The 26,259-nt window shown below is 69.9% G+C and carries 25 protein-coding genes; 15 read left to right on the top strand and 10 right to left on the bottom strand.

Annotation, left to right across the window (positions count from 1 at the left end):
* Window positions 1–11 precede the first annotated feature (11 nt).
* From Ate02nite_RS40290 to Ate02nite_RS40275, 4 genes are all read left to right on the top strand, one after another.
* Window positions 12–1,337, top strand: a complete 1,326-nt coding sequence (locus Ate02nite_RS40290) for an LLM class flavin-dependent oxidoreductase (protein ID WP_203813189.1) — start codon at window positions 12–14, stop codon at window positions 1,335–1,337.
* A 2-nt stretch (window positions 1,338–1,339) separates the two neighbouring features.
* Window positions 1,340–2,356: an aldo/keto reductase gene (locus Ate02nite_RS40285; protein WP_203813188.1), complete on the top strand. Its 1,017-nt coding sequence runs from the start codon at window positions 1,340–1,342 to the stop codon at window positions 2,354–2,356.
* Window positions 2,357–2,492: 136 nt separating this feature from the next.
* A complete protein-coding gene (locus Ate02nite_RS40280; protein WP_203813187.1) occupies window positions 2,493–3,563 on the top strand; it encodes a RelA/SpoT-related domain-containing protein in 1,071 nt (356 codons plus the stop codon).
* Window positions 3,560–3,838, top strand: coding sequence for a hypothetical protein (locus Ate02nite_RS40275; protein WP_203813186.1), 279 nt, complete (start codon window positions 3,560–3,562; stop codon window positions 3,836–3,838). The genes Ate02nite_RS40280 and Ate02nite_RS40275 overlap by 4 nt, the downstream gene beginning before the upstream one ends.
* Window positions 3,839–3,840: 2 nt before the next feature.
* Here Ate02nite_RS40275 and Ate02nite_RS40270 read toward each other — a convergent pair whose 3' ends face one another.
* Window positions 3,841–4,536: an SDR family NAD(P)-dependent oxidoreductase gene (locus tag Ate02nite_RS40270; RefSeq protein ID WP_203813185.1), complete on the bottom strand. Its 696-nt coding sequence runs from the start codon at window positions 4,534–4,536 to the stop codon at window positions 3,841–3,843.
* Between the two features lie 114 nt (window positions 4,537–4,650).
* On the opposite strand from Ate02nite_RS40270, the gene Ate02nite_RS40265 reads away from it, so the two are divergent.
* Entirely contained in the window at window positions 4,651–5,784 is a 1,134-nt protein-coding gene (locus Ate02nite_RS40265; protein WP_203813184.1) for a GGDEF domain-containing protein, read from the top strand.
* 83 nt (window positions 5,785–5,867) lie between these two features.
* Window positions 5,868–7,328: a GGDEF domain-containing protein gene (locus Ate02nite_RS40260; protein WP_203813183.1), complete on the top strand. Its 1,461-nt coding sequence runs from the start codon at window positions 5,868–5,870 to the stop codon at window positions 7,326–7,328.
* On the opposite strand, the gene Ate02nite_RS40255 is transcribed toward Ate02nite_RS40260, so the two are convergent.
* From Ate02nite_RS40255 to Ate02nite_RS40230, 6 genes are all read right to left on the bottom strand, one after another.
* Window positions 7,325–8,023 (bottom strand): anti-sigma factor, encoded by a 699-nt coding sequence (locus Ate02nite_RS40255; protein ID WP_203813182.1) that lies wholly within the window; start codon window positions 8,021–8,023, stop codon window positions 7,325–7,327. The two genes, Ate02nite_RS40260 and Ate02nite_RS40255, sit on opposite strands and share 4 nt — an antisense overlap.
* Window positions 8,020–8,598 (bottom strand): ECF RNA polymerase sigma factor SigK, encoded by a 579-nt coding sequence (gene sigK / locus Ate02nite_RS40250; protein ID WP_203813181.1) that lies wholly within the window; start codon window positions 8,596–8,598, stop codon window positions 8,020–8,022. Before sigK ends, Ate02nite_RS40255 begins: the two co-directional genes overlap by 4 nt.
* A 78-nt stretch (window positions 8,599–8,676) precedes the next feature.
* On the bottom strand, window positions 8,677–9,642 hold the full coding sequence (gene egtD / locus Ate02nite_RS40245; protein WP_203813180.1) for an L-histidine N(alpha)-methyltransferase: 966 nt from the start codon (window positions 9,640–9,642) through the stop codon (window positions 8,677–8,679).
* Entirely contained in the window at window positions 9,639–10,391 is a 753-nt protein-coding gene (gene egtC, locus Ate02nite_RS40240; RefSeq protein WP_203813179.1) for an ergothioneine biosynthesis protein EgtC, read from the bottom strand. Before egtC ends, egtD begins: the two co-directional genes overlap by 4 nt.
* A complete protein-coding gene (gene egtB / locus Ate02nite_RS40235) occupies window positions 10,391–11,689 on the bottom strand; it encodes an ergothioneine biosynthesis protein EgtB (RefSeq protein ID WP_203813178.1) in 1,299 nt (432 codons plus the stop codon). The genes egtC and egtB overlap by 1 nt, the downstream gene beginning before the upstream one ends.
* Window positions 11,686–12,897 carry a glutamate-cysteine ligase family protein gene (locus Ate02nite_RS40230; RefSeq protein ID WP_203813177.1) on the bottom strand — a complete coding sequence of 404 codons (1,212 nt, stop codon included), beginning with the start codon at window positions 12,895–12,897 and terminating at the stop codon, window positions 11,686–11,688. Before Ate02nite_RS40230 ends, egtB begins: the two co-directional genes overlap by 4 nt.
* Window positions 12,898–13,153: 256 nt before the next feature.
* On the opposite strand from Ate02nite_RS40230, the gene Ate02nite_RS40225 reads away from it, so the two are divergent.
* The 7 genes from Ate02nite_RS40225 (at window position 13,154) to Ate02nite_RS40195 (ending at window position 22,677) form a co-directional block, all read left to right on the top strand.
* Window positions 13,154–15,340, top strand: coding sequence for a glycosyltransferase (locus Ate02nite_RS40225; RefSeq protein WP_203813176.1), 2,187 nt, complete (start codon window positions 13,154–13,156; stop codon window positions 15,338–15,340).
* A 5-nt stretch (window positions 15,341–15,345) separates the two neighbouring features.
* Window positions 15,346–16,188, top strand: coding sequence for a hypothetical protein (locus Ate02nite_RS40220; protein ID WP_203813175.1), 843 nt, complete (start codon window positions 15,346–15,348; stop codon window positions 16,186–16,188).
* Window positions 16,181–17,713 carry a hypothetical protein gene (locus tag Ate02nite_RS40215; protein WP_203813174.1) on the top strand — a complete coding sequence of 511 codons (1,533 nt, stop codon included), beginning with the start codon at window positions 16,181–16,183 and terminating at the stop codon, window positions 17,711–17,713. The genes Ate02nite_RS40220 and Ate02nite_RS40215 overlap by 8 nt, the downstream gene beginning before the upstream one ends.
* 127 nt (window positions 17,714–17,840) lie before the next feature.
* Window positions 17,841–19,118 carry a pyridoxal phosphate-dependent aminotransferase gene (locus Ate02nite_RS40210; protein WP_203813173.1) on the top strand — a complete coding sequence of 426 codons (1,278 nt, stop codon included), beginning with the start codon at window positions 17,841–17,843 and terminating at the stop codon, window positions 19,116–19,118.
* Window positions 19,119–19,269: 151 nt separating this feature from the next.
* Window positions 19,270–19,860, top strand: coding sequence for a DedA family protein (locus Ate02nite_RS40205; RefSeq protein ID WP_203813172.1), 591 nt, complete (start codon window positions 19,270–19,272; stop codon window positions 19,858–19,860).
* A 73-nt stretch (window positions 19,861–19,933) separates the two neighbouring features.
* On the top strand, window positions 19,934–21,493 hold the full coding sequence (locus Ate02nite_RS40200; RefSeq protein ID WP_203813171.1) for an alkaline phosphatase D family protein: 1,560 nt from the start codon (window positions 19,934–19,936) through the stop codon (window positions 21,491–21,493).
* A 32-nt stretch (window positions 21,494–21,525) separates the two neighbouring features.
* The gene (locus tag Ate02nite_RS40195; RefSeq protein WP_203813359.1) at window positions 21,526–22,677 is read left to right on the top strand and encodes a 4-hydroxybenzoate 3-monooxygenase; all 1,152 of its coding nucleotides are present in this window, start codon (window positions 21,526–21,528) and stop codon (window positions 22,675–22,677) included.
* On the opposite strand, the gene Ate02nite_RS40190 is transcribed toward Ate02nite_RS40195, so the two are convergent.
* The gene (locus Ate02nite_RS40190; protein ID WP_203813170.1) at window positions 22,674–23,240 is read right to left on the bottom strand and encodes a TetR/AcrR family transcriptional regulator; all 567 of its coding nucleotides are present in this window, start codon (window positions 23,238–23,240) and stop codon (window positions 22,674–22,676) included. The two genes, Ate02nite_RS40195 and Ate02nite_RS40190, sit on opposite strands and share 4 nt — an antisense overlap.
* Before the next feature lie 58 nt (window positions 23,241–23,298).
* Here Ate02nite_RS40190 and Ate02nite_RS40185 point away from each other — a divergent pair, with 58 nt between their 5' ends.
* Together Ate02nite_RS40185 and Ate02nite_RS40180 are read left to right on the top strand one after the other, a co-directional pair.
* Window positions 23,299–23,934, top strand: coding sequence for an NAD(P)-dependent oxidoreductase (locus Ate02nite_RS40185; protein WP_203813169.1), 636 nt, complete (start codon window positions 23,299–23,301; stop codon window positions 23,932–23,934).
* A complete protein-coding gene (locus Ate02nite_RS40180) occupies window positions 23,931–24,839 on the top strand; it encodes an SDR family NAD(P)-dependent oxidoreductase (protein ID WP_203813168.1) in 909 nt (302 codons plus the stop codon). The genes Ate02nite_RS40185 and Ate02nite_RS40180 overlap by 4 nt, the downstream gene beginning before the upstream one ends.
* A gap of 11 nt (window positions 24,840–24,850) precedes the next feature.
* Here the strand turns inward: Ate02nite_RS40180 and Ate02nite_RS40175 are convergent, their stop codons facing one another.
* Both Ate02nite_RS40175 and Ate02nite_RS40170 read right to left on the bottom strand, forming a co-directional pair.
* Complete coding sequence (locus Ate02nite_RS40175; RefSeq protein ID WP_203813167.1) at window positions 24,851–25,147, bottom strand: MoaD/ThiS family protein; 297 nt, start codon at window positions 25,145–25,147, stop codon at window positions 24,851–24,853.
* Window positions 25,144–26,259, bottom strand: coding sequence for a WD40/YVTN/BNR-like repeat-containing protein (locus Ate02nite_RS40170; RefSeq protein ID WP_203813166.1), 1,116 nt, complete (start codon window positions 26,257–26,259; stop codon window positions 25,144–25,146). The genes Ate02nite_RS40175 and Ate02nite_RS40170 overlap by 4 nt, the downstream gene beginning before the upstream one ends.

The raw sequence follows: 26,259 nt of genomic DNA, 5'->3' as shown, positions 1-26,259 counted from the left end.
GATTAACGGCCATGGCTTTCCGGCAGCTGCATCTCAACGCGTTCCTGATGACCGTGGGCCATCACGAGGCCGCCTGGCGGCTGCCGGAGAGCGATCCGTTCGCGCATGTGGACGTGCGGCACTACATCGAGCTGGCGCAGATCGCCGAGCGGGGCAAACTCGACTCGCTGTTCCTGGCCGACAGTCCCGTGCTGTGGAACAGCGTCGGGCGCCGCCCCGCCGGCGGCCTCGAGCCGACCGTGCTGCTGGCTGCGCTGGCCACCGCCACGTCCCGGATCGGGCTGATCGCCACCGCGTCGACCACCTACAACGAGCCGTACAACATCGCCCGCCGGTTCGCCTCGATCGACCACATCAGCGGCGGCCGGGCCGGCTGGAACGTGGTGACCACCGCCCAGCTGGACGCGGCCCGGAACTTCAACCTCGCGTCGCTGCCGTCGCATCGCGACCGCTACGAGCGGGCGGCCGAGTTCATCGACGTGACCCGCAAGCTCTGGGACAGCTGGGAGGACGACGCGCCGGTAGGGGACAAGGAAGCCGGCGTCTGGGGCGACGACGCGAAACTGCACCCGCCCGGCCACTCCGGCCGTTTCTTCCAGGTCGCCGGCGCGCTGGACGTGCCCCGCTCGCCGCAGGGCCATCCGCTGCTGGTGCAGGCCGGCTCGTCGGCCGACGGCAAGGAGCTGGCGGCCCGTCACGCGGACGCGGTCTTCACCGCCCAGCAGACCCTGGCCGAGGCCCAGGAGTTCTACGCCGACCTGAAACGCCGCGCCCTGACCGAGGGCCGCGACCCGGAAGCCATCAAGATCCTGCCCGGCATCGTTCCCGCCATCGGCGCCACCGAGAAAGAGGCGAAAGACCTGGAGGAGGAGCTGGACCGGCTGATAAAACCGGAGTACGCACTGAAACAGCTGGCCGACACCCTCCACCTGTCTCCCGCCGACCTGCACCTGGACCGCCCGCTGCCGGCCGACCTGCCGCCCGAGGCCGAGATCGAGGGCGCGAAGAGCCGCTACACGCTGATCGTCGACCTGGCCCGCCGGGAAAACCTGACGGTGCGCCAGCTGATCGGCCGCCTCGGCGGCGGCCGCGGCCACCGCACCTTCGCCGGTACGCCGGAGCAGGTAGCCGACGCCATCCAGCACTGGTTCGAGAACGGCGCGGCCGACGGCTTCAACATCATGGCCCCGGTGCTGCCGTCCGGCCTGGAGCGATTCGTCGACCAGGTGGTGCCGATCCTGCAGCAGCGCGGCCTGTTCCGCACCGGGTACACCGGATCGACGCTGCGCGAGCACTATGGACTGGCTCGTCCCGCCGCAGTACTCGAAGGAGCTTGAAAATGGTCGAATACCGCCCGTTCGGTCGCACCGGCGTCCAGGTGAGCAGCCTGACGCTGGGCGCGATGAACTTCAGCCAGGAAAACGAGGCGGAGGGCGTACGGGTAATCCACCGCGCGCTGGACGAGGGCATCAACATCATCGACACCGCCGACGTCTACACCCAGGGCGAGAGCGAACAGGTGGTAGGAAAGGCGTTGCAGGGCCGCCGAGACGACGTCTTCCTGGCCACGAAGTTCCACGGCCAGATCGGCACCGGCCTGAACACCAGGGGCAACTCGAGGCGCTGGATCATCACCGAGGTAGAGAACAGCCTGCGCCGCCTGAACACCGACTGGATCGACCTCTACCAGGTCCACCGCCCCGACCCCAGCACCGACTTCGACGACACCCTGGGCGCCCTGAGCGACCTGGTACACCAGGGCAAGATCCGCTACCTGGGCACGTCCACCTTCGACCCTTCCGAGATCGTAGAGGGCCAGTGGACAGCCGAACGGCGAGGCCGCGAGCGGGTAGCAAGCGAACAGCCGCCCTATTCGATCCTGGTCCGAGGCATCGAACGCGAGGTGCTCCCGGTAGCCCAGCGCTACAACCTGGCAGTGATCCCATGGAGCCCGCTGGCCGGCGGCTACTTGTCAGGCCGCTACAGCCGCGCGCTGACCGAGCCGATCTCCCCACGTGCGGCCCGCCTGCCCACCCGCTACGACCCAACAAACCCGGCAAACGCCGCAAAGCTGGCAGCGGTAGAGAAGCTGCAGGCCTTGGCCGACGAGGCGGGCTTGTCACTGATCCACTTGGCCCTGGCCTTCGTCCTGAACCACCCCGCGATCACGTCGGCAATCATCGGCCCCCGCACGGTCGAGCACCTGGAGTCCCAGCTGGAGGCAGACAAGGTGACCTTGACCCCCGACATCCTCGACCGCATCGACGAGATCGTCCCCCCAGGCACAAACCTGAACCCTTCCGACGTAGGCCACCTACCCCCGTCCCTAACCGACAAGGCCACCCGCCGCCGCTGACCGGCCCAGCAGCCAGATGGCCAAGGCTTGTGGAGTTCCGGTCAGCTCATGACAGGAACTCCACAAGATCGCCAGCCGCCATTTTGCGTCTCGGCCTCGTTCAACGTTGATCGATTTGGCCGAGTACGGTCTCCCGGTGCCTTTGCCAATCTCGAAGAAACAGCTCAGTAAGCTGGGTGATCGGATCGCGGCTGGTGACCCTCCGGCGAAAGAGGACCTCGCCCAGCTAAAAGAGGTCCTGCGTGCCTATCAAGCGATCTTGGATGCCGTCGAGGAACAGCTCGTCGCAATTGATCTTGTGGCTGCCGCGCGGGTGAAGACGCGTTCGGTACTCATTGAGAAATTGCGTCGCGAAAAGGGCATGGAGTTGGCCCGAGTCCAGGACATGGCGGGTGCGCGCACGATCGTCGACGGCGGCTGGGTCGACCAGGATGCCGTGGTTGCGCGGATCGTGTCCCACTTCGAGAGTTGGACGAGCCGGTCTTCCCGGATTGTCGACCGGCGTGTCCGGCCGAGCCGCGGCTACCGCGCCGTTCACGTCATCGTCTTCCCGGAGGGTGTGCCGGTCGAGATTCAGGTGCGTACTGAGCTGCAGAACTACTGGGCGCAGATCGTTGAGCGTCTCGCCGACCGGTGGGGCCGTGGCATCCGATACGGTGGCGACCCGGACGACGGCCACCTTCCTGCGGAGGGCGTTGCTCGTCGTGACGGAAGCCCGGTGTCCCGCCGTCGAGTGATTGGCGATCTGCGCGAGGTCTCCGATGAGATCGCGCAGCTTGAGGCATCCGAACGCGAGTTGATTTCGTATCAGGCGAATCGGCCGAAGAGCCTGGAGGACTGGATCGCGGAAATCCTTCAGCGTGAAGTTGCTGACCTGGATGCGGATGCGAGAATCATTTACCCGCGCTTCCGGATGTTGTTCAAGCGGCTCATCACCCCAATCATGCGGCATGGGGGTTCCCGGCTTCTGAAAGGCGGTCGCAGCCTGCGGCATGCCAGGAGACTTGCCGGCCGCATGATCCGCCGGACGGTGCCGGATGTCGAGCCACCCGATGCAGACTTCGTACGGGTGAAGATACGTACTTGCGACCCGTTCGTTGACGACGTGACAGACGAACTGAGGTCGCGGCTGCAACGTCGGCAGGATACCCTCCGGCTGAGGTTGCAGAGATTGGCCGACTACGTGGAGCGGGGAGGAATCCGGTGAAACATTACCTCGTGGTGTTCGATCGCCGTTCGGGCTCCATTGTCCGGTTCGACGAGTTTGCGGTGTCTGATGACGCTCTGACAGCGCGATTCGACGCAGAGGATGAGTTCGCGGACAACAGCGACATCGAGATCGTGGTCCTCGGCGCTTCCTCGGAAGAGATCCTGTGGCGAACGCATGGGCGCTACTTCCGGCGCACCAAGGAGCTGGCGGTTGATGCGCTCAGCGCACTTCGTGAGTTCGAAGCGGCCTCGCGCGTTCGCGCTGCGCTCTGAGTTCAGCCTGCGGTGAGCGCGTCTGAGATTGACTTGGCGCCGCCGTGCGAGCTTGACCCGCCGTCGACCGGGATCTCGGCGCCGGTGACGTAGGCGGCGGCATCGCTCAACAGGAACGTGATGACGGCCGCCACCTCGGCAGGAGTGCCGGCCCGGCCGAGCGGAGCCGAGGCGATGCTGGCTGCTCGGAACGCGGGGGCCGCCGACGCGGTCATCGGGGTGTCGATGAAGCCCGGGTGCACGACGTTGACCCGGATTCCCTGGGGGCCTAGGGCCAGGCATGCGGCGTGGGTCAGCCCCCGCAGGGACCATTTGCTGGCGGTGTAGGCGATTGGGTAATGGCCCTGGAGGGCGGCCAGCGAGCCCACGTTCACGATCGACGACCCGGACGGCATCAGCGGCGACAGCGCTTGGATGCCCAGCAACGGGCCGAGCACGTTCACTGCCTGGACCTGCGAGAAGTCGGCCGGGGTCACCGAGCCCAGGCGGGCCCGCCACGTCGCGCCCGCGCAGTTGACCAGGCCGTGCAGCGGGGAACCGGAGAGAGATGCCGCCAGGGAGGTCCACGCCTGCTCCGCCCGTACATCGAAACCGGTGGAAAGATCCAGCGCGACCACCTCATCTCCCGATGCCCGCAGGGCGTCGGAAACCGCGGCCCCGATCCCCGACGCCGCCCCGGTAACCACGATTCGCCGCATGAACTCACTGTGCGGTGAGCAACAGCAAACCGGGAGAACGAAATGCTGATGGGCGCCATCGACGGCGGTTATGAAGGGCTGAGCCCGCGCCGGGGATGACCGATCGGTAGGGCTATGACCCAGTTCTGGCGGTGGGGCGCCTTCCTGATGTACGGCAGTCTGGCCGTAGTCGTCGGCACCCTGCTGGCCGGGCCGCCGACGGACGGGGCGGTGCCGCCGTGGCAGCTGCTCGTAGCCATGCCGGTCTTCGAGCTGATCGGGATCGGCATGGCCGTCCGGGCCTGGCGGCATCCGGGGCTGGACCGGCGCAGCCGGCGGGCCTGGGGCGTCATCGCGATCTCGCTGCTGCTTCGAGGGGCGGCCGGTTCGGTGCGGCGGCCGGCCATCCTGATCACCGTCGCCATGGTGATGCTGGTGGCGGGGGATGCGTACCTGGGCTACCGGCAGAGTCATTTCGGGGACGTGCCGCCGGACCGGTGGCAGTACGCGTGCTGGATCACCGGGCACTTCCTGCTGGCCATGGCCGCCTTCGCCCAGGTGCGCGAGGCCGGTGGGCACCGCCTGCGGATCGAGGACCCGACCGCGCGGGCCGCCGCCCGGCTGCCGTACGCGGCGATGGGCGTGGGCTACGCGCTGATGCTGGTGGCCGTGCGGGACTACCCGCTGCGCCCGGTCGGGCTGGTGCTCGGGGCGGTGGCGATGACCGGGGTGGTGGTGGCCCGGCAGATCATCGCGCTGCGGGAGAACCACGAGCTGGCGACGACGGACACGCTGACCGGGCTGGTCAACCGCCGGCAGCTGTACGAACGGTTGCGGCTGGCCGTGGCGCGGGCCCGCGGGCGTGGCAACGTCGCCGCCGTGCTTATCGACATGAACGAGTTCAAGCAGGTCAACGACACGATGGGGCACGAGGCGGGGGACCAGCTGCTGGTGGCTTTCGGGCGGATCCTGCGGGCCAGCGTGTTCGGCACCGACGTGGTGGGCCGGCTCGGCGGGGACGAGTTCGCGATCGTGCTGCACGACATCGACTCGGTGGACCAGGCGGTCGCCGTGGTCAACCGGATCATGGCCGCCATGCGGGAGCCGGTGCTCATCGGCGAGGTCGCGGTGCAGCCGCAGGCGAGCTTCGGCATCGCGCTCGCGCTGGCCGGCGAGGACGACGCGGACGCTCTGCTGCACCGCGCCGACCTGGCGATGTACCAGGCAAAACAGAAGAGGACCACGGGGTACGCCGTGGAAAAGGTCTGACGTGATCATGTCCTCAGGCGGTGTGACGTACGACCGATGAGGCTGGTCGGGCGGAGACACCGTCTGCGGAAGGGACGGCTCGGATGTGGCGTTGGGGTGCCTTCCTGCTCTATGGGAGCTTCGCGCTCTGCCTTGGGAGCATGGCGGCCGGTCTCAACGCGCCACCCCCGGCGGCGCCCTGGCAGATCAACGTCTTCGACGGCCTGTACGGGATCGTCAGCATCGTGATGGCCGTCCGGGCCTGGCGGCACCGTGGCCTCGACCAGCGCAGCCGGCGGGCCTGGGGGATCATCGCGATCTCGTTCGTCATTCTGATGCTCTCCGGCGTGGTGCGCGGCATCTTCCCGGGCAACGCCTTCCCGACCCCGGGTGACACGCTGCGCCTGCTGTTCGCGCCGGTGCTGCTGGCGGGGCTGCTCACGCTGCCGTTGCGCACCCGCGGCCGGCGTACCCGGCACAAGATGTGGCTGGACACCGCGCTCGTGATGATCGGCAGCGGGATGCTGCTGTGGTACTTCGAGGCCGGCGACAACCTGGACCGGGCCGAGCACATCTCCGGCAACGCTCTCGCGGCCGCCATGGCCTACCCGGCGTTCGACCTCGTGATGATCTTCGGGGCGACCGTGGTGCTGATGCGCGGGGCCGCGGCCTCGGTGCGCCGGCCGGCCATCCTGATCACCCTCGCCATGCTGGCGCTCGTCGTCGGCGACGCCTACTTCGGGTACGTGCAGACCCAGCTCGACAACGTCACGCCCTCCGACAACTGGCAGTACGCCTGCTGGATCGCCGGGCCGTTCCTGCTGGCCATGGCCGCCTACGAGCAGGTGCGCGAGGCCGCGAACCACGACCTGCGGATCGAGGACCCGACCGCGAAGACGGCGGCGCGGTTGCCGTACATCGCGATGGGTCTTGGTTATGCCCTGCTGGTTTTCGCGGTGCGGGACTATCCGCTGCGCACGGTCGGGCTGGTTCTCGGCGCCGTCGTGATGACCGCGGTGGTCGTCGCCAGGCAGGTCGTGGCGCTGCGCGAGAACCACGAGCTGGCCACCACCGACACGCTGACCGGGCTGGTCAACCGCCGGCAGCTGTACTCGCGGCTGCGGATGGCGGTGGCCCGGGCCCGCGGCGGCAATTCGGTCGCCGTCGTGCTGATCGACATGAACGGGTTCAAGCAGGTCAACGACACGATGGGGCACGAGGCCGGGGACCAGCTGCTGGTGGCCTTCGGGCGGATCCTGCGGGCCAACGTGTTCGGCACCGACGTGGTGGGCCGGCTGGGTGGGGACGAGTTCGCGATGGTGCTGCACAACATGGCCTCGGCCGGCAACGCGGTGGCGGTCGTGAAGCGCGTCATCGCCGCCATGCAGGAGCCGGTGGCGATCGGCGACATCGCGGTGCAGCCGCAGGCCAGCTTCGGGATCGCCCTCGCCGAGCGGGGTGAGACCGACGTGGACGCGCTGCTGCACCGCGCCGACATGGCGATGTACCAGGCCAAGCAGGACCGCAAGACCGGATATGCGGTGTACGCCGAGGTGGCCGTCTAAAGATGCACGGCGGCCGCCAAGGGCATGGTCGGGGTGGCCGAGCCGCCGGGCGGTTCTATGGAGACACCCACGTCGGAGGCGTTGCCGATGCCGTTGACGATCCGGACGGTGGCCTTCTCGCCGGCCGTCAGGGTGCCCTCCGGTACCGGGGTCGCGGCGCGGATCGTCCACAGCTGGTAGACGTGGCCGTCGGCCGGTGCGGTGTCGGCGTTCAGGGTGATCACGGCGGCGTCGCGCAGCTTCGACACGGCGACCGTCACCGTGCCGCCGCCGGTGACCGGCTCGTCGTGCACCGTCAGGTCGGGCGCGGCGAGCAGGGTCTCCAGCGATGTCACGCGGGTGTGCTCCGCCCGTACGCGCATCTCCTGAACGGCATAGACCGCCCCGCCCGCGGCGACCACGACGGCGGCCGCGGCCGAAACCAGGCGCAGCCGGGCCGGAGGCCGGCGTTTCCCGGCCGTCGCCGGCGACACCTGGCGGGCCCCGGCGATCGCCTTCATGACGTTGTCGCGCAGCGCGGGCGGCGGCACCGACCAGGCGTCCCCGGCCAGCCGGGCCGACGCTTCCCGAAGTTCGTCGACGTCGGCCTGGCAGGCCGGGCACTCCCGCAGGTGCCGGTCGAACGCGGCGCGTTCCAGGTCGTCGACCGCGTCCAGGACGTAGGCGCCGAGCAGCGCGTGCACGTCGGCGCTCATGACGCCAGCGCCATGCAGTCGCGCAGCCGGATCAGGCCATCTCGCATGCGGGTCTTGACGGTCGGCAGGGGAGCGCCCAGCAGCGCCGCCACCTGGGGATAGGTGTGGCCCTGGTAGTAGGCGAGGGTGACCGCCTGGCGCTGCAGCTCGGTCAGGTCGTGCAGGCAGCGGCGTACCTGCTGGCGTTCCAGCCGGCCGGACACCTCGTCGGCGACCTCGTCGTAGGGGGTGTCGACGGCGGCCCGGCCGACGAACTCGAGGCGATCGGCGGCGGCCTGCTCGGCGCGGACCCGGTCGACGGCCCGCCGGTGCGCGATCGTGCAGATCCACGCGGTGGCCGAGCCCCGGGCCGGGTCGAAGCGGGCGGCGGTGCGCCACACCTCGACCAGGACCTCCTGGGTGACCTCCTCGGCCTGCGCCGGATCGCGCAGCACCCGGCGGATCAGCCCGTGGACCCGGGGCGCGATCAGGTCGTACAGCTTGCCGAAGGCTTTCTCGTCGCCGCGGGCGACGGCTTTGAGCAGGTCGTTCGGGGTGTCGCTGGTGTGCAGCCGGCTGATCGCGGGGTCGGCCATGCGCGCCCTTCCGTCGTCGTTACTCCCCATTCGCGGCTGGGGCGACGGCGGATGGGCGCGGACCGCGACAAATGCGGCTCAGCCGACGGCGCGGGCCAGGGAGACGCCGAACAGGCCGGCCCGGTCGGTCCACCAGTGGTCGAGGGCGAAGCCGGCCTCGGCCAGCTCGTGCCCGATTCCCTCGCGGCGGAATTTCGCCGAGACCTCGGTGCGGATCTCCTCGCCGGCCTCGAAGTCGACCACCAGGTCCACCCCGGGGATGGTTACCTTCATGGGCCAGCGGGCGCGCAGGCGCATCTCGACCCACTCCTGGTCGGGGTCCCAGAGGGCCACGTGGGCGAAGCCGTCCTCGTCGAAGTTGGCGCCGAGGCTGGTGTTCAGGACTCGCAGGACGTTGCGGTTGAAGTCGGCGGTCACGCCCTCGGCGTCGTCGTAGGCGGGGACCACCACGCTGGGGCTCTTCACCAGGTCGGTGCCCAGCAGCAGGTGTTCGCCCGGTTCCAGGACGGCGCGCAGGTCGCCCAGGAAGGCCGACCGCTCCTCGGGGATCAGGTTGCCGATCGTGCCGCCCAGGAAGGCGACCAAGCGGTTGCCGCCGCCGGGCAGGTGTTTCAGGTGGCGGGTCAGGTCGCCGACGATGTTGTGCACGCGCAGGCCGGGGTAGTCGGCTTCGATGCGGGCCGCGGCTGCGGTCAGCGCGCTGGGGGAGACGTCCATCGGGACGAAGGTTCGCAGGGTGCCCTCGGCGGTCAGGGCGTCCAGCAGCAACCTTGTCTTGGTCGAGTAGCCGGAGCCCAGCTCCAGGAGGGTGCGGGCCCGGGTCAGCCGGGCTATCTCGCCGGCCCGGTCGGTGAGGATCTCCCGTTCGGAGCGGGTCGGGTAGTACTCGGGCAGTTCGGTGATCTGCTCGAAGAGCTCGCTGCCGCGGGCGTCGTAGAACCACTTCGGAGGGAGCCATTTCGGGGTGGCGGTCAGGCCGGCGCGAACGTCGGCTCGCAGGGTGCGGGCCAGGTCTTGCTCGTCGAGGTGGACTTCCAGAGTCATCGGTCTCCCAGCTCAGTGATGGTGACGCCGGCGGCGGTGGCGGTTGCGATTAGGAGCGTCTGGTCGGGTACCGGCTGCCAGGCGGGATGGACGTCGAGCGGCTCGGAGGCGACCAGCACGAAACCGGCGCCGGAGCGGACGGACAGGGCGTGGCCGACGGCGGTGGCCACGATGGTGTCGCCGTCGGTGAGCAGCAGGTTGAGCCGGGAGCCGGGGGCGGCCGCCGCCACGTCGGACACCACTGCGGACACCGCCGCTGCCGGTGACAGCCCGGCGCGGAGGCGGTCGCGGACCAGTGCCCACAGCAGGGCCGCGTCGGTCGGTGCTTCCAGGGTGAGCAGGTCTTCCGTGGGCAGGGCGGCGGCCAGCTCGGCCACCGAGCCGGGCCAGCCGGTGACGACACCGTTGTGGCTGAAGAGCCACGGGCCCTCGCTGAACGGCGCGGCCGCGGTCTCGGTCACCGGCATCCCGGCGGTGGCGCTGCGCACCGCCGCCAGCACCGCCCCGGACGAGACCGAGGCGGCGAGGGCGGGCAGCGTGGTGTCACTCCAGATCGGGGTGGGCCGGCGGTACCGGACCGTGCCGCCACCGGGCACGTGCCACCCGACGCCGAAACCGTCGGCGTTGATCGTGCCGCCGCCGCGCATGTCACGCGGCGCCCAGGACTGGTGGACCAGGGAGTGCGGCGGGTCGATCAGCCAGCGGGCCAGCGGTGCGGGTGCGCCGAGATAGGCCAGGTGGCGGCACATCAGGCGTCTCGCGCGCAGCGGAAGCCGCTGAAGATCTGCCGCCGGATCGGGTAGTCCCAGTTGCGGAACGTGCCCCGGACCGCCGACCGGTCGGTGCCGAACGAGCCGCCCCGCAGCACCTTGTAGTCGGGTCCGAAGAAGACCTCCGAGTACTCCCGGTAGGGGAACGGGGCGAAGCCGGGGTAACCGTGGAAGTCGCTGGACGTCCACTCCCAGGCGTCGCCGATCAGCTGGTGCACGCCGAGCGGCGAGACCCCGGCCGGGTAGGCGCCGACCTCGGCCGGCCCGAGATGGCTCTGCCCCAGGTTGGCGTGCGCGGCGGTCGGTGTGTCGTCACCCCACGGGTAGCGCAGCGAGCGGCCGGTGGCCGGGTCCCAGCGGGCGGCCTTCTCCCACTCGGCCTCGGTGGGCAGCCGCTTCCCGGCCCAGGCCGCGTAGGCGGCCGCCTCGTACCAGCAGACGTGCACGACCGGCTCGTCCGGATTTATCGGACTCGTGCGGCCGAAACGCGTGTAGAGCCAGCCGGACGGATCGGAAGTCCAGTGCATCGGCGCGACAAGAGAGGCGGCCTGACGGTGATCCCACCCGGCCGAAGTCCACCAACGCGGATCGTCGTAACCGCCGGCGTCGATGAACGCGGCGTATTCACCGTTGGTCACCGGCGCCCGATCGATGTGGAAGGCCGGCAGCACGACCCGGTGGGCGGGCCGCTCGTTGTCGAGGGCCCAGGCCTCGGTGCTGGTGCCCATGGTGAACTCGCCGGCCGGCACCAGCACCTCACCGGTGATCTTGCCGGCCGAGACAGGGGGCGGCGGCGCTGACAGCACGGGAGCACCGACCCGCAGCTGGTGGGTGGCCAGCATGGTCTCGTCGTGCTGCTGCTCGTGCTGCACGATCATGCCGAACGCGAACGCCCGCTCGACCAGCGGAGTGCCCTCCAACGGCGCGCGGTCGAGCACGTCGAGCACCTTGTCGCGCACGGTCGCGGTGTATTTGCGGGCCTCGCGGGGATCGAGCAGCGGCAGCTGGGTGCGGTCACGGCGGGAGTGCTTGAACGCGTCGTACAGCTCGTCGATGTCGCGGCGCACCGGCTCGCGGCCGCCGACGTCCCGCACCAGCCAGAGCTCTTCCTGGTTGCCGACGTGGGCGAGGTCCCAGACCAGCGGGGACATCAGCGGTGAGTGCTGCCGGACCAGGTCGCCGTCGTCGACGGCCTCGGTCAGCCGGGTGGTGCGGTCGCGGGCCCGGCCCAGCTCGGTGGCGACCAGGTCGCGCAGGCGGTCGGTCTCGTGGGTCATCGGTGCTCCTCGAGTCGACGGTGGACGGTGTCCAGGACGTAGGTGCGGACGGCGGCGGGCAGGCCGGTGCGGTCGAGACGGCGGCCGGCCAGGTCGGTGAGGGCCGCGGCGGCGCGCTTGAGCGCGCGATCGGCCAGACCCGAGCGGTACGCCTGGCGCCAGCGCTCGGCCACCGGCTCGGCCAGCTCGAGGGCGGCCTCGGTGGTTTCCCGGTCGCCGAGCAGCGTCGCGATGATCGCGACCGGTGCGATCCACTCGCCGCCGGCCTGGCTGTCGAGGTATCGCACCTCGAGGTAACCCCGCGGGCGCACCGGCGGGAACAGCAGGCTCAGGTGGTATTCCACGTCGGCGACGGTCGGCGGGACGGGAAGTGCGCCGTTCAGCCAGTCGGTCAGGGTGGCGCCGGGCGGTGGGTCCCAGCTGTCGCCGGCGCGCCGCACGCAGGTCAGCGGGGCGGCCAGCGCGTATCGCACCCAGCCGGCCGCCGGGTCGTCGGGCGGGCCGACCGGCGGATGAGTGAGGCGCGGGTCCATCTCCCACCATGCCGCCATCCGGGCCGAGGCCAGGCCGGTGTCCCGGCCGGCGAAGCGGCTGGAGTTGGCGAAGAGGGCGACCATCGGCGGGCCGAGGGCCTGCACGGCCCGCCATCGCGTCGGCAGCTCGTTCAGAGGGCCGGCGTCGAGGCAGACCTGCAGCCCGGCGGTGCTGCCCATCATGGTGCGACCGTGCCGGCCGCGGCTGTCGAAGGCCTGCTCCATGGCGTTGTAGCGCGGAGTGTTCAACAGCCGGCGGGGTGAACGGTACGGGTCGATGCCGTGCCGGCCGAGGGCCAGGCCGGCGTCGTCGAGCAGGCCGGTGAGGTGGCCGAGGTCGGCGGTGACGGCGGTGTGCAGCTCGCTCAGCGAGGCGGCCGGGGCCGAGGAGATCTCCACCTGCCCGCCCGGTTCGAGGGTGATCGCGCCGCCGGAGGGGAGGGGGTCGGGGTGGGGGGAGGAGGGTGCGTGCCGGCCGAGGGCCTGAAGGACGGTGGCCAGGTCGAGCGGTGCCTGTGGGGCGGCCGCGTGGTGCAGGGTCCATTCGAGTTCGGCGCCGACAGACTGTGGTGGGCCGGTCTTGAAGCAGATGGCGCGGATGTGCGCCTCCACTTCCTCCTGGGTGCGCAGCCGGCGGCTGGTGGCCGCCGCTGCGTCCTGGTCGAGTGTCGTCATCAGACGAACTCCCGTCGTCACGAAACGTAGGCATTTGACTACTTCGGTGCACGACACTACGGCGGGGGTACGACAAACTTTGGAACGGGAAAGGTCAGGCCCGGGTACTTAAGGGGACCTTCCTGGGGCTTTGTCCGCGTAGTGACGTCAATCACTCTTGGAGCTGGATTCACCTCCTCGACACCGGCGCGACAGGTCAGCGACGCCCGTTCCGGGCACTCTCGCCGGGTCCCGCCACGCTCAGGAACACGGTGTCATGACCCCCCGCCTCAGCATTGTTGTGCCCTTTTCCAACGTCGAGCGCTATATCGAGGCATGTCTGGATTCGCTGGCTCGGCAGACCTTCGGAGATTTCGAGGCGATCCTGGTCGACGACGGGTCGAAGGACGGCAGTGGTGACGCGGCCCGGGACTTCTGCGGCCGCGACCCGCGCTTCCGGCTGATCACTCAGGAGAACCAGGGCCCTGGGCCGGCCCGCAACGCCGGAATCGCGCAGGCGCAGGGCGATTACCTGGCGTTCGCGGACGGCGATGATCTGGTGCCGCGGCACGCGTACGAGATCATGATCCGCTCGCTCGACGATACCGCCTCGCAGATCGCGGCGGGCAACGCCCGCCGATTCAACAACACCTCGGGCGTACGTCAGTCCTGGTCGCACCGGCTGCCCTTCGCGATCAACCGACCGGCTACCGACGTGTACGAGCATCCCCGTCTCGCGCTGGACCGGATGGTCTGGAACAAGGTCTACCGCCGGACCTTCTGGGATCAGTACAAATATGAGTTCCCGGCGATGTGGTACGAGGATTACCCGGTCTCGCTGCGCGCATACCTGGACGCGGTCGCGGTCGACTGCCTCGCCGTGCCGATCTACTACTGGCGCGAGCGCGAGTCCGGCGAGTCGATCACCCAGCACAAACTTCAGTACGGCAACCTCGCCGACCGGGTGACCTCGGCCGAGATGGTCCTCGACCTGGTCGGCCGGGCCCCCGAGGCCCGCGACCTGGTGCACAAGCACCTCACCGAGATCGACCTGGTCACCGTCGTGCAGGCGTTCGCGGCCGCGACCGACGAGGAGCTGGAACCGCTTGTCGAGCTAGGCCGCCGGCTCAGCTCCCGGCTCGACCCGCGGATCGTCGCCGCGACGCAGACGTTCCAGCGCCTGGAATACGAGGCCCTGGAGGCCGGCGACGCCGACCTGCTGCGGCGCTTGGCCCAGTTCCGGGCCGAGGGCCACCCGCAGGTGCCGGCCCGCCGCCACCCGGCCCGGCCCTGGCGGTACGAGAGTCAGTACCCGGGCCTGCGCGACTCCCGCCTGTCGGCCGACCTCTACCGGCTGCCGCGGGCCGAGCTCGAGGCCCGGGTGATGACCACCGAGATGGAGTGGACCGCCGACGCGCTGGTGCTGCGCGGCACCGCCGAGATCGTGCACCTCGACGACCCGGGCATGAGCCTGCGGATGTCGCTGGTCTGCGGCCGCCGGTCGCAGCGCCTGAAGGTCACCGTCACCCCGGACGGCTTCGAGACCCGGGTGCCGCGGTCGATGCTGGCCCGGCTGCCCGGCTGGGCATCGTCGGCCTGGATCTCGGTGGAACTGCGCAGCGGCCTGGTGCGCCGGCGCGGCCATCTCGGGCCCGGCGACCTGCAGTACGCCCTCGGCGACCGGACCGCCGGCCGCTGGATCCAGCCGGTCCGCACCCCGGACGGCCGGCTCACCCTGCAGGTGCGCTCGGACGTGCCCGAGGTGACCGGGGCCGAGGTCGACGGCGACCGCCTGGTGCTGACCGGCCGCATCCCGACCCGGATGACCGCGCCCACGCTGCGGCTGGCCCGCTCGGCCGGGGACGTGCAGGTGCCGCTGCAACGGCAGCGCGGTCAGGGGATGGACGACTTCGTGGCCGAGATCGCCCTGGACGACCTGATCGACGTGGTCAACCCCGACGATCCCTTCCTCGACCGTACGGTTCTGGTGCCCCGCCTGCACGACGGTGACGACCAGATCCTGTTGCTGGCCACCGGCGTACGGCATGGGGTGTTGCCGCCCCGGGGTGACCGGGTGATCAGCCTGACCAGGTCGCCGGCGCAGTATTTGAATCTGGCCGAAGGGCCGGTCCGGGTGACCGCCGACCGGGTCGAGGTGGACGGCGGCCGGATCACCGTGTCCGGCCCGCGCTGGGCCGGCGTCGACTACGACCAGATCACCTGGCGGCGGTTCCTGCCCAACTCGGACGACGGCGTCGACGGCCCGTCCCGGCTGACCGTCGACGACACCCGCTGGTCGGCCGAGACCGACCTCGCCGACTTGGCCGGCGGCGAGAACTGGACCCTGTTCGCCGTCTCGTACGCGGTGCAGACCGACTCGTTCATGCTGCCCGCGCTCCCGCCGCGGGCCGGCGCGTTCGCGCTGCGCTCGCGTTCCAGCATCCTGCACCTGGAAACGGACTGACCCGCATGCATCACCACAACTGGTACTACGGCCAGCAGCACATCCTGGCCCGCTACTGCGGCCTGCCCGACGACTTCCCGCCGCGCCTGCCCGGTTACCTGCAGCACGGCTGGAACGTGGGCTGCGGCTGGAACCCGGTGCACGAGTTCTTCGACGGCGCCTGGCGGTTCGTGTGGAGCGACGCGCCCCGCCGGCGCGGCCACTCGCTCGGCCGGCGCGACTACTCGGTCATCGGCGCCCCGATGCTCTACCTGATGGACCTCGAACCCGACCTGGGCCGGGTGCCTTTGCAAGAGCGGAAGGGCACGCTGTGGTTCCTGTTCCACGGGTGGGACGCGCCCGGCATCGGCGCGAAGATCCACGGCGATCACCAGCGGCTGATCGACGAGATCAAGGAGACCGAGACCGAGCCGGTCACCATCAGCCTCTACTACACCGAGTTCGACCGGCCCGAGGTGCGGCGGGTCTACGAGGACGCCGGCTTCGAGGTGATCTGCTTCGGCACCCGTGGCTGGAACTACGAGGGCACCGACCGGCAGTTCCTCTACAAGCAGCTCAAGGCGTTCCGCGGGTTCAAGCGGGTGGCCAGCAACCGGCTCGCCACGGCCATCTTCTACGGCGTCGCGGCCGGCTGTGAGCCGGCCGTCTACGGCGACGCGATGGAGCTCGAGGGCGACAACCCGCTCTTCGGCGGGCAGACCCGCATTTCCCGCCTTTGGCCGGAGCTGCTGGGCAAGGACATCGACCTGGCCGCCGCCCGGGCCATCACCGACGACGAACTCGGCAAGCGGTTCCTGATGCCGCCGGCCGAGATGCGCATGCTCTTCGATTGGAACCAGCGTGACTGACGTCCAGATCGTCCGCGGCGAGCTGCAGCCGTGGACGGACACCCACCCGACCGGCGGCCCGGCCCTGCTCGCCCTCCTCGACGACCTGCTTCCGACGGCTTCGAACGCGCTGATCGCAGGCCCGCACAGCACCGAGGTGATCGAGCTGGTAGCGGCCCGGTGCGCGGCGGTGTCGGTCCTGTTCCGCTCGGTCACCGACGCCCAGGAGTTGCGGGCACCGGAGAACGTCACCGTTATCACCGGGGCGCTCGATGGGCTGAGCGGTGAATTCGACGTGGTGATCGCGGCCGACGGGCTCGACCGGGTGCTCGGCGCCGACTCGCCGGCTCTGAACTGGCCGCAGCGGGCCGCCCTGCTGACCGGCCTGGCCGCTCCGGATGCCCTCCTGGTGGTCGGGGTGGAGAACGAGTTCGCGCTGACCGGGCTCTACGACCGGCGGCCGGTCGACGAGCGGCACGGCGATGACGAGTGGCGGCCGCTGCACGACGACCCCGATCGGCCCACCTCGCCTTCGCAGGTCCGGGACGCGCTCGGGGCGGACCGGCTCTACGCCTCCTACATCGCGGCCGGGGAGGTCCACACCCTGCTCGACGTGGACGCCGCCGCGGCCACCCGGCCCGGCCGGCCCGGTGCTCGCCTGGCGGTCAACGGTCTCGCCGCTGCGGCCACTCACACTCCGCTGCTCGCGCCGGTGTCCGACGGTGCCGACGCGGCCGCCCGGGCCGGGCTGCTCGCGGCGGTCGCGCCCGGCTGGCTCGCGGTACGCGGTGCGGAAGGCGCCGCGCACACGGCGTACGCGGATGGGCTGCTTGTTGATTTTGATGTTGACCAATGGATGGTGAACGGCAACCGGGTGCCCGACACCGAGTCGGTCGAGACCCTGCTCTTCCGGCTCGCGGCGGCCGAGGACGTGCCCGGTTTCCGGGCCTTCGCGGCCCGTCTCGGGGCCTGGGCCAACCCGGACGGCGTCATCCTGCTCGACGACCTGTTCCCGGACGGCGATGACTTCGTCCGCGGGTTTTCCGTCGTTGATCTCGCTGACGAAACCCCGGAGCTGCTCGCCGCTGCCTACCACCGGCTGCGCGACCGGCTCGTGCGTGCCCATCGCCGGCACCCGTGGCCGCCGTGGATGACCGAATCCGACGATCTGGTCGCCACCTGGCTCGGGATGTCCGGTGTGGACGCTACTTTTGAGGTGCTGGCGCGGGGACGGGAGATCGCCGACCTGGTTGCCGAGCCTGCGGTGGCCGAGCCTGACCTGCGTACCCTCCTGGCCGACGCGGAGACCGCGCGGGTCCGCGCGAAAGAGTTGGCCGGCAAGGTCTTCGGTCTGGAACGCACGCTGCGGTTCCGGGACCAGAGCCTGCGCACCCGTGAGCAGCAGATCCGTACCGTCCGCGACGACCTGCGGGGCCTGCGCCGCTCGCCGGCGATGCGGCTGCACGAGATCACCCGCAAGGTTGCCAAGATCCGTGACCCGCGGAAGTTCGCCGGCGCGGTTAAGCGTCGGCTAAGAAAGAGCTGACGCTTGTCATAACGCTGACCTGGGGTTTCCGGCATTGCCGAAAGTGGGTGCCGGAAACCTGAACGAAACTCTCCCGCCGCCCGTATCGACGGTTGGCAACGCAGCCGGTGGAGGGAGAAGCCCCGCGATGGCAGGGAACGGAATCGACACGTCGATCCTGAACAAGGGAGCGCACAGTGCGTCTTATTTCGATCTCGCTCGAAGTGCCGGCGAGGGCGCCGATATCGTCGACTTCTGCATCCCGTGCAACCCGTACTTCCCGACCCCGGAGATGTTCGACGAGCTGTCCCGGGATCTGAAGAACATCCTGAAGTACTACCCGTCGGACTCGATGGGGATCACCAAGAAGCTCTCCAGCGTGCTGGGCCTGCACCCGCAGACGGTCGCGATGGCGAACGGCTCCACCGAGCTGATCACCTGGATCGACCACCTGCTGATCAAGGAGAGCATCGCGGTACCGATCCCGACCTTCGGCCGGTGGACCGACCAGCCGCTGGAGACCGGCAAGCGGGTCGACATGTTCCCGCTGCAGGAGCGCGAGGGCTTCCGGCTCAACCTGGACGACTACGTCCGGTTCATCCGCGAGCGCAACTCCCGGGTCGCGGTGATCTGCAACGTCAACAACCCGGACGGCAACTACATCCCCCGGCGCGACGTCATCCGGTTCATGGACATGCTGGGCGACCTCGACCTGGTGGTGGTGGACGAGTCGTTCATCGACTTCTCCGACGCCGAGCAGTACCCGTCGGTCGGCCCCGACGCGGTGATCCGCCCGAACACGGTGGTGCTCAAGAGCCTCGGCAAGAACTTCGGGCTGCACGGCATCCGCTTCGGCTACATGCTGGCCAACCCGGCTATCGCCGGGAAGATCGCCAAGGCGCTGCCGAAGTGGAACCTCAACTCGCTGGCCGAGAAGGTCGTCTTCATGATTCAAGACCATGAGGAGGAGTACGAGGACAGCCTGCGCCTGCTTTCCCGGGACCGCCGTCAGATGGCCGGCGAGCTGGCTCGGGTGCCCGGGCTGACGGTGTTCCCGTCGCAGGGCAACTTCTTCCTGGTCAAGCTGCCGACCGAGTGGTCCGGGGTGGCGCTGCGCGACTTCCTCGTCGCCAACCACGGCGTCTACACCCGGGAATGCGGCAACAAGCTCGGGATGACCAGCCAGTTCATGCGGATGGTGGTGCGGCCGCCGCGCGACGTCGACCGGCTGATCGACGGGATGATGGATTACGGGCGCCAGTTCATGCGCGGCTCGCAGTACGACGATGGGCCGATCGACATGCGCCGCGGCGGTGTCGGTGGTGGCGGCTGGGGCAACAACAACATGGACGACGTGCCCGACAACCTCATTCAATACCCGAGCCGGCGTACGGAGTACACCGCCCGGCGGGCCGCCAACGGCTGAGTTTCACGCTCGACGTGAAGACGGAGGGCACCCTGGCGGGGGTGCCCTCCGTCGTACCTCTGGTACATCCTGACATATCTTCCGGCCCGATGGTGTCGGCTGTTCGATCGCCGTACATACGGGTGTTTGCTTGATCCCGCATCGTGACGGCATGCCGCACTACGTCGATGCCGTCGCCGCCAGCCCGTGGGTCCTGGCCGTGGTCTTCGTCGTGGCCGGAATGGACGCGCTGCTGCCGTTCATGCCGAGCGAGTCCACCGTGGTCGCCTGCGGGGTGGCCGCCGCGAGCACCGGCCGGCCACACCTGGCGCTGCTGGTGACGGCGGCCGCGGCCGGGGCGTACTGCGGCGACGCGATCTCGTTCCGGATCGGCCGGCGCAGCACCTCCATTTCCGAGCGGTTAACCCACCGGCGGGCCCAGGCCGTGCACGGCTGGGTGCAACGGTTGCTGAGCAGCCGCGGCGGTGTCGTCGTGATGTTCGCCCGGTACGTGCCGGGTGGGCGGTCCACCACCGCGCTCGCGGCCGGCCTGGTCGGCTATCCGAGCGCGCGTTTCCACTGGTACACGGCGGCCGGGGTGCTGCTCTGGTCGATCCAGGCGGCGTTGATCGGCTACCTCGGCGGAGCGCTGTTCGCCGAGCATCCGATCCTCGGTTTCCTGCTGGCCAGCGGGATGGCGCTGGCCGTCACCGGACTGGCGGTCCTGGTGCAAAGTACGGCAAGCCGGGTTCCCGCACCTTGACGGCCATGTATGCGTCATGTCTGCTTCGCCGGTAGGACGAGCCCATGCCACGACCGGCCGGGAGGGTCCACCCATGCCCACCAGACGTCAACTTCTTGCCGGCGCCGCCGTAGCCGCCGGTGCCGCCACCCTTCCGGCCACCGCCGCGTACGCCGCGCCGGCCGACCTGTTCCCGCTCGGCGTCGCCAGCGGTGACCCGCTGCCCGGCGGCGTGATCCTCTGGACCCGCCTGTTGAAAGATGGCGGGCTGCCTGATCGGCGCATCGACGTCGAGTGGCAGGTCGCCCACGACGAGCGGTTCCGCCGCGTGGTGCGGTCCGGCCAGGTTTCTGCCCGCCCGGAACTGGCGCACTCGGTGCATGTGGACGTGCGTGGCCTCGAACCGGGGCGGGAGTACTTCTACCGCTTCCGCGCGCTGGGCCGGCTCAGCCCGACCGGCCGTACTCGCACTGCTTCTAAAGAAACGAGCCGGCTGCGCTTCGCCACCGTCAACTGCCAGGACTTCCAGAACGGCTACTGGCCGGCCTACTGGGGACTCGCGGCCGAGGACGTCGACGTGGTGCTGCACCTCGGTGACTACATCTACGAGTACGACCCGAGCAGCCGGTTCGCCGACCGCAACCACACCACCCCGCAGACCCCCGGCCTCGACCAGCTCGTCACCCTCGACGACTACCGGGCCCGGCACGCGCAGTACAAGGGCGACCCGGCGCTGCAGGCCGCGCACGCCGCGTTCCCGTGGATCGTCACCTGGGACGACCACGAGACCGAGAACAACTACGCGTCGCTGATCGACGAGATCGACGACACCGGCTCGCGGCTCTTTACCAAACAGCAGTTCGCCAAGCAGCGCGCGGCCGCCTACCAGGCCTACTACGAGCACATGCCGATCCGGGCCGACCTGCGGCCGGGCAGCTCCGACCTGCGCATCTTCCGGCGCTTCGACTTCGGCCGGCTGCTGCGGCTCAACGTGCTCGACACCCGGCAGTACCGCACCGACCAGCCCGGTGGGTTCCCCGGCGACTTCGGCCTCGCGGCCACCGGCGATGCCAACACGGCCGGCACGCTGACCGGTGCGGATCAGGAGCGCTGGCTGCTGGCCGGGCTCGACCACTCGCCGGCCCGCTGGAACGTCATCGCCCAGCAGGTGATGATGAGCCGGATCAAGTTCCCCAACCCGACCGGCGGGGTGCCGCCGATCATCGCCAACCTGGACCAGTGGGACGGTTACGCGCCGCAGCGGGCCCGGCTGCTCAGCCACCTCGCGGCGGCCCGGGTCGCCAACCCGGTGGTGCTGGCCGGCGACATCCACTCGACCTGGTTCAGCGAGCTGTACACGAACTTCGACGATCTGGCGGCGAAGCCGGTCGCGGTCGAGTTCACCGCCACCTCGGTCAGCTCGGACTTCCCGCTCGCGTTCGACGCCCCGCTCAAGGCGCTCAACCCGACCCTGAACCCGCACGTCCGCTACTTCGACGGATCCCGCCGCGGCTACCTGCGCAGCACGGTCACCCGCTCGGCGTGGCACACCGACGTCCGTACGGTGGCGACCATCGACGTCCGCGAGACGCCGGTGACCACTTCCGCCTCGTACGCCGTCGAAGCGGGAACCTCTCGGCTGGTGACCGCGTAGTCCAGAGTGGATAGGTTGGGGCCGTGCCCGAGATGACGGACGTCGCGATCATCGGGGCCGGCCCCGCCGGTCTCACCCTTGCCAACCTGTTGCAGCGCAACGGCATCAGCTGTGTCGTGCTGGAGTCGCGCGATCGTTCCCATGTGGAGGACCGGCAGCGAGCCGGCGTGCTCGACCACTACGGCAGCGAGATCTTCGCGAAGGCCGGCCTGGCCGACGCGGTGATCGCCGGCGCCTACCGCGAGAAGTTCCTGGAACTGCGCTACGAGGGCGAGCCACACTTCTTCGACGGCCCGTCGCATGCCGGCGGCCGGGCCGGCGTGATCGTCCCGCAGCAGCTGCTGGTCCGCCGCCTGCTGACCACGTTTCTCGAGGGCGGCGGCGATCTGCGTTTCGCGGCGAAAGACGTGGCGCTGCACGATCTGACGACGACGCCGCGGGTCACCTACGCGGGCGGCGAGCTGACCGCGTCGTACGTTGCTGGTTGCGATGGTTTTCACGGGGTGAGCCGCGGCAGCATCCCGGCCGCCGAACTCACCACCTACAGCTTCGACCACGGCATCGGCTGGTACACAGTGCTGGCCGAGGCGCCGCCGCCCCGGCACGCCCTGATGGCGATCAGCGAGCACGGCTTCGCCGCGCAGTTCGCCCGGGGCCCGCACTCGAGCCGCTTCTACCTGGAATACCGCCCCGGCGCCGAGGACCCCCGCGAGTGGCCCGACGACTACACCTGGGAACAGCTGCGGCTACGGCTGGGCGATCCAGACCTACCCGGCGGCGCGATCACCGACAAGGAAATCGTCGAGATGCGCAGCTTCGTGGCCGAGCCCATGGCCTACGCCAATCTCTTCCTGGCCGGCGACGCCGCCCACATCATCACCCCGATGGGCGCCAAGGGCATGAACCTGGCCCTGGCCGACGCCGACGTCCTGGCCACGGCCCTGACGGCCGCCCTGCGCGACGCCGACGACGGGCCGCTGCGCTCCTATTCGGACACCTGCCTGCGCCGAACGTGGGACTACCAGGAGTTCAGCCGCTGGTTCACCGAGATGGTCCACGACGCCGGAGCCCAGTCCGACCCGTTCCGCCGCCGCCTGGCCAAGGCCCGCTTCGACCGCCTCTGGGCCAACCCGAAGGCCGCCGCCTGGTTCGCCGACATGATGGCCGGCACCGCCCTGCTTTAGGCGGACCAGGTGCCCAGCGCCGCGATGGTGGCTTCGATGAGGACGGCATCGATGGGGGTGCGCTCGATCGTGCTGCGGTAGTACATCGGGCCGATGGCCATGGCGGCGGCGTTCTCGCTGGGAATCGCCAGGGTGATCTCGCCGCGCGCCTGGGCGTCGTCGAGAGCGGCCGCGAGGCGTCCGCGGAGAATGCCGGCGAACTGAGCGCGCCGGGCGTCCATGTTCTCGTCCCAGAGGGCGGTGCCGGCCAGGGTCGTGGACACGGCGCGCACGTCGTCGAGATCCAGCTGCCGGGCGATCGCCGTCAGCTCTCGTCGTAGCCAGTCCCGGGTGGGGACGGTGGGTTCGGCCAGGAACGGCATCGGGACGGTGGCCATCGCCTCGCCGAGGAGAACCTCGGCTCGCGGCCAGTGCCGATAGACCGTCGCGCGCCCGACCGCGGCACGCTCCGCCACCTGCACGTGCGTCACTGCTGCCGGGCCTTTCTCCAGCAGGAGTTCACGGGCGGCGTGCAGGATCGCCTCCCGGCTGCGGAGGAAGCGTGGATCCGTCTCGGTGGGCACCAACTCATCTTATGAGACGGGTTGACTCATAGTCGAGGTGTAGTCCATTCTTCTGTCTATGAGACATCCTGTATCGCAGACGATTGTTGTTCTCGGAGCGTCCGGCGCCACCGGACGGCACGTGGTGTCCACCGCCCTCGAACGCGGACATGAGGCGGTGGCACTCGTCCGCCGGCCGGGATCGTTCGCACGGCGCGACGGTCTGACCGAAATGATCTGGCCCGACGTCACGGACACCGCGGCCCTCACCCGCGTCCTGCCGGGCGCCGACGTCGTGATCAGCGCGCTGGGCGGAGCCGCCGGCGGACCGACGACGGTCTGCGCGGACGGCATCCGATCGGTGGTGACAGCGATGGGAGCAACCGCGGTGACCCGCCTGATCGCCGTCAGCGCGCACGGCGTACTGGAGACACACGACAGGTCGCTCTACTCCCGGGCGGTGTGGGCGAACGTGGCCGAGAGGATGCGCGACAAGGAGGCGATGGAACCGCTGATCACCGGTTCCGGGCTGAACTGGACGATCGTGCGGCCACCGAAGCTGTCGGACCGCGACCCGACCGGGAAGTACACGGCCGGCACCGACCTGCCGATGCGGCTCTGGAGCTCGATCGGCCGCGCCGATCTCGCCGCTTTCCTGATCGACGAGGCCGAGACCCCGCGGTACGAACACGCCTACCCGCGGATCACCCGATGAAGAACGCGATCCCCGACCTGACCGACAAGGTCGCGGTCGTCACCGGCGCGACCGGCGGCATGGGTCAGATCATCGCCGCCGGCCTCGCCCGGGCCGGCGCGCACGTGATCACCATCGCCCGCGACCCGGCCCGCGCGGACGCTCTGCGCGCCCGCGTCGGTCCGCAGGCGGTGAACCGGCTCGAGGTCATCACCGGGGATCTGTCCCGGCGCGAGGACGTCCGGACCGCCGCGCAGAACATCGTGGACCGGCACGACCAGATCCACCTTCTGATCAACAACGCCGGCGCGCATTTCCCCGAACACCACGTCTCGGCCGACGGCGTCGAGATGCACATCGCCCTCGACTACCTCGCCGCCTACGGCCTGATGACCCGGCTGGACGGCCCGCTACGGCGCGGCCGGGCGCGGGTGGTGAACGTCGCCAGCGACACCCTCAACGACACCCGCCAGGTCAAACTGGCCGGCCGGCCCCGCCCGGCGACCCTCGACCTGACCGGCGTCGACGACCTGGCCGAGGTGAATTCCGCCGCCGGGTTCGTGCCGTTCGAGGCGTACGCACGAGCGAAGCTGATGACCGTCACCGCCGGCTATGCCCTCGCGCGCGGCCTGGCCGCGGACGGAGTGACCGTGAACGCTCTGCATCCCGGCATCGTCGCCACCAGCATCGTCGACGACCTCGTACCGGCACCGCTGCGCCCGTTCCGCGCGGTGATCCGCCGCAGCCTCCTCACTCCGGCCCAGGGTGCCGAGACCGCGCTGCGGATCGCCACCGATCCCGGCCTGGCCGGAGTGACCGGCCGATACTTCAACCGCGACGTGGAGAAGACCACACCGCCGGTGTCCCATCACGAGGGCACCCAGCAGAGACTCCTGGCACTAAGCCGGCTCCACTTCGCCCACTGAGCACACGGGCTCTATCCGCCGGCCATCGCGCCTACCACCAGGAACGGCTCCTCGCCGGCGGCGACCCGGTCGGGGAGCTCGGTGTCGGGTGGGTCGTTGGAGAGGTCCTCCTCGCAGGCGAAGAAGCGGACCAAAGGGCGGCGCTTTGCCGTGGTTCGGTCGCGCATGGTGCCTATCAGCATGGGGAACTGCTGCTCTACCGCGTCCAGGACGGACCGCTGGGTTATCGGGGCGGGGACCTCCAGCTGGACCTCGCCGGTCACCTTCGCCAGGTTTCGCAGGTGGGGTGGGAGGATCACTCGGATCACGGCAGGACCTGGACTTCCACCGAGAGGACCGTGGGCAGGTCTCGGACGATGGGCTGCCAGCTGTCGCCGCCGTCGGGGGAGCCGTAGACCTGGCCTCCCGTCGTGCCGAAGTAGATGCCGCAGTCGTCCAGGGTGTCCACCGCCATCGCGTCGCGCAGGACATTTACGTAGCAGTTCTCCTGGGGGAGGCCGTTGGTCAGCGGCTCCCACTCGCCGCCTCCGGTTCGGCTGCGGTAGACGCGCAGCTTGGCGTCGGGCACGTAGTGCTCGGAATCGCTGGTGATCGGGATTACGTAGACCGTTTCCGGCTCGTGGGCGTGCACGCCGATCGGGAAGCCGAAATCCGTCGGCAGGTCGCCGCTGATTTCGTGCCAGCGGTCGCCGGCGTCGTCCGTACGCATGACGTCCCAATGTTTCTGCATGAAGAGGACGTCCGGGTTGGCGGGGTGCATGGCCAGGTTGTGCACACAGTGGCCGACCTCGGCGTCCTCGTCGGGGATGCCGCCGGAGCGCAGGCCGCGGTTGATCGGTTCCCAGGTCTGGCCGCCGTCGTCGGTGCGGAACGCGCCGGCTGCCGAGATGGCCACGAAGATCCGGTCGGGGTCCACCGGGTCGAGAATGATGGTGTGCAGGCACATGCCGCCGGCGCCGGGTTGCCAGGCGGGGCCGGTCGGGTGGTTGCGCAGCGCGGTCAGCTCGGTCCAGCTGCCGCCGCCGTCGGTGGAGCGGTAAAGGGCCGCGTCCTCGGCTCCCGCGTACACCGTGTCGGGGTCGGTGCGGGACGGCTCGAGGTGCCAGATCCGCTTGAACTCCCACGGGCGGGGGGTTCCGTCGTACCAGAGGTGGTCGCCGACCTCGCCCGTGTACGCGAAGTCGTTGCCCACCGGGTTCCACGAGCGGCCGCCGTCGTCGGAGCGCTGGATCACCTGCCCGAACCAGCCGGACGACTGTGATGCCCATAGTCGGTCGGGGTCGGCCGGCGAGCCGGCCACGTGGTAGATCTCCCACCCGCCGAAGTGCGGGCCGCTCACTTTCCAGTCTTTGCGGGTGCCGTCGGCGGTCAGCGTGAACGCGCCCTTGCGTGTGCCTACCAGGAGCCGGACGTCAGTCAT

Origin of the sequence: Paractinoplanes tereljensis, from assembly GCF_016862435.1 — a bacterium.
Taxonomy (GTDB): Bacteria; Actinomycetota; Actinomycetes; order Mycobacteriales; family Micromonosporaceae; genus Actinoplanes; species Actinoplanes tereljensis.
Note: the sequence above shows the minus strand (reverse complement) of the source record. Positions and strands in the feature narration are given on the sequence as shown.

Excerpts from the sequence above, each read along its gene's own strand:
- Ate02nite_RS40290 (WP_203813189.1), top strand. The coding sequence starts at position 12 with ATGGCTTTCCGGCAGCTGCATCTCAACGCGTTCCTGATGACCGTGGGC.
- Ate02nite_RS40285 (WP_203813188.1), top strand. The coding sequence starts at position 1,340 with ATGGTCGAATACCGCCCGTTCGGTCGCACCGGCGTCCAGGTGAGCAGC.
- Ate02nite_RS40270 (WP_203813185.1), bottom strand. The coding sequence starts at position 4,536 with ATGCGGCGAATCGTGGTTACCGGGGCGGCGTCGGGGATCGGGGCCGCG.
- Ate02nite_RS40265 (WP_203813184.1), top strand. The coding sequence starts at position 4,651 with ATGACCCAGTTCTGGCGGTGGGGCGCCTTCCTGATGTACGGCAGTCTG.
- Ate02nite_RS40260 (WP_203813183.1), top strand. The coding sequence starts at position 5,868 with ATGTGGCGTTGGGGTGCCTTCCTGCTCTATGGGAGCTTCGCGCTCTGC.
- Ate02nite_RS40255 (WP_203813182.1), bottom strand. The coding sequence starts at position 8,023 with ATGAGCGCCGACGTGCACGCGCTGCTCGGCGCCTACGTCCTGGACGCG.
- sigK (WP_203813181.1), bottom strand. The coding sequence starts at position 8,598 with ATGGCCGACCCCGCGATCAGCCGGCTGCACACCAGCGACACCCCGAAC.
- egtD (WP_203813180.1), bottom strand. The coding sequence starts at position 9,642 with ATGACTCTGGAAGTCCACCTCGACGAGCAAGACCTGGCCCGCACCCTG.
- egtC (WP_203813179.1), bottom strand. The coding sequence starts at position 10,391 with ATGTGCCGCCACCTGGCCTATCTCGGCGCACCCGCACCGCTGGCCCGC.
- egtB (WP_203813178.1), bottom strand. The coding sequence starts at position 11,689 with ATGACCCACGAGACCGACCGCCTGCGCGACCTGGTCGCCACCGAGCTG.
- Ate02nite_RS40230 (WP_203813177.1), bottom strand. The coding sequence starts at position 12,897 with ATGACGACACTCGACCAGGACGCAGCGGCGGCCACCAGCCGCCGGCTG.
- Ate02nite_RS40225 (WP_203813176.1), top strand. The coding sequence starts at position 13,154 with ATGACCCCCCGCCTCAGCATTGTTGTGCCCTTTTCCAACGTCGAGCGC.
- Ate02nite_RS40220 (WP_203813175.1), top strand. The coding sequence starts at position 15,346 with ATGCATCACCACAACTGGTACTACGGCCAGCAGCACATCCTGGCCCGC.
- Ate02nite_RS40210 (WP_203813173.1), top strand. The coding sequence starts at position 17,841 with ATGGCAGGGAACGGAATCGACACGTCGATCCTGAACAAGGGAGCGCAC.
- Ate02nite_RS40205 (WP_203813172.1), top strand. The coding sequence starts at position 19,270 with ATGCCGCACTACGTCGATGCCGTCGCCGCCAGCCCGTGGGTCCTGGCC.
- Ate02nite_RS40200 (WP_203813171.1), top strand. The coding sequence starts at position 19,934 with ATGCCCACCAGACGTCAACTTCTTGCCGGCGCCGCCGTAGCCGCCGGT.
- Ate02nite_RS40195 (WP_203813359.1), top strand. The coding sequence starts at position 21,526 with ATGACGGACGTCGCGATCATCGGGGCCGGCCCCGCCGGTCTCACCCTT.
- Ate02nite_RS40185 (WP_203813169.1), top strand. The coding sequence starts at position 23,299 with ATGAGACATCCTGTATCGCAGACGATTGTTGTTCTCGGAGCGTCCGGC.
- Ate02nite_RS40180 (WP_203813168.1), top strand. The coding sequence starts at position 23,931 with ATGAAGAACGCGATCCCCGACCTGACCGACAAGGTCGCGGTCGTCACC.
- Ate02nite_RS40170 (WP_203813166.1), bottom strand. The coding sequence starts at position 26,259 with ATGACTGACGTCCGGCTCCTGGTAGGCACACGCAAGGGCGCGTTCACG.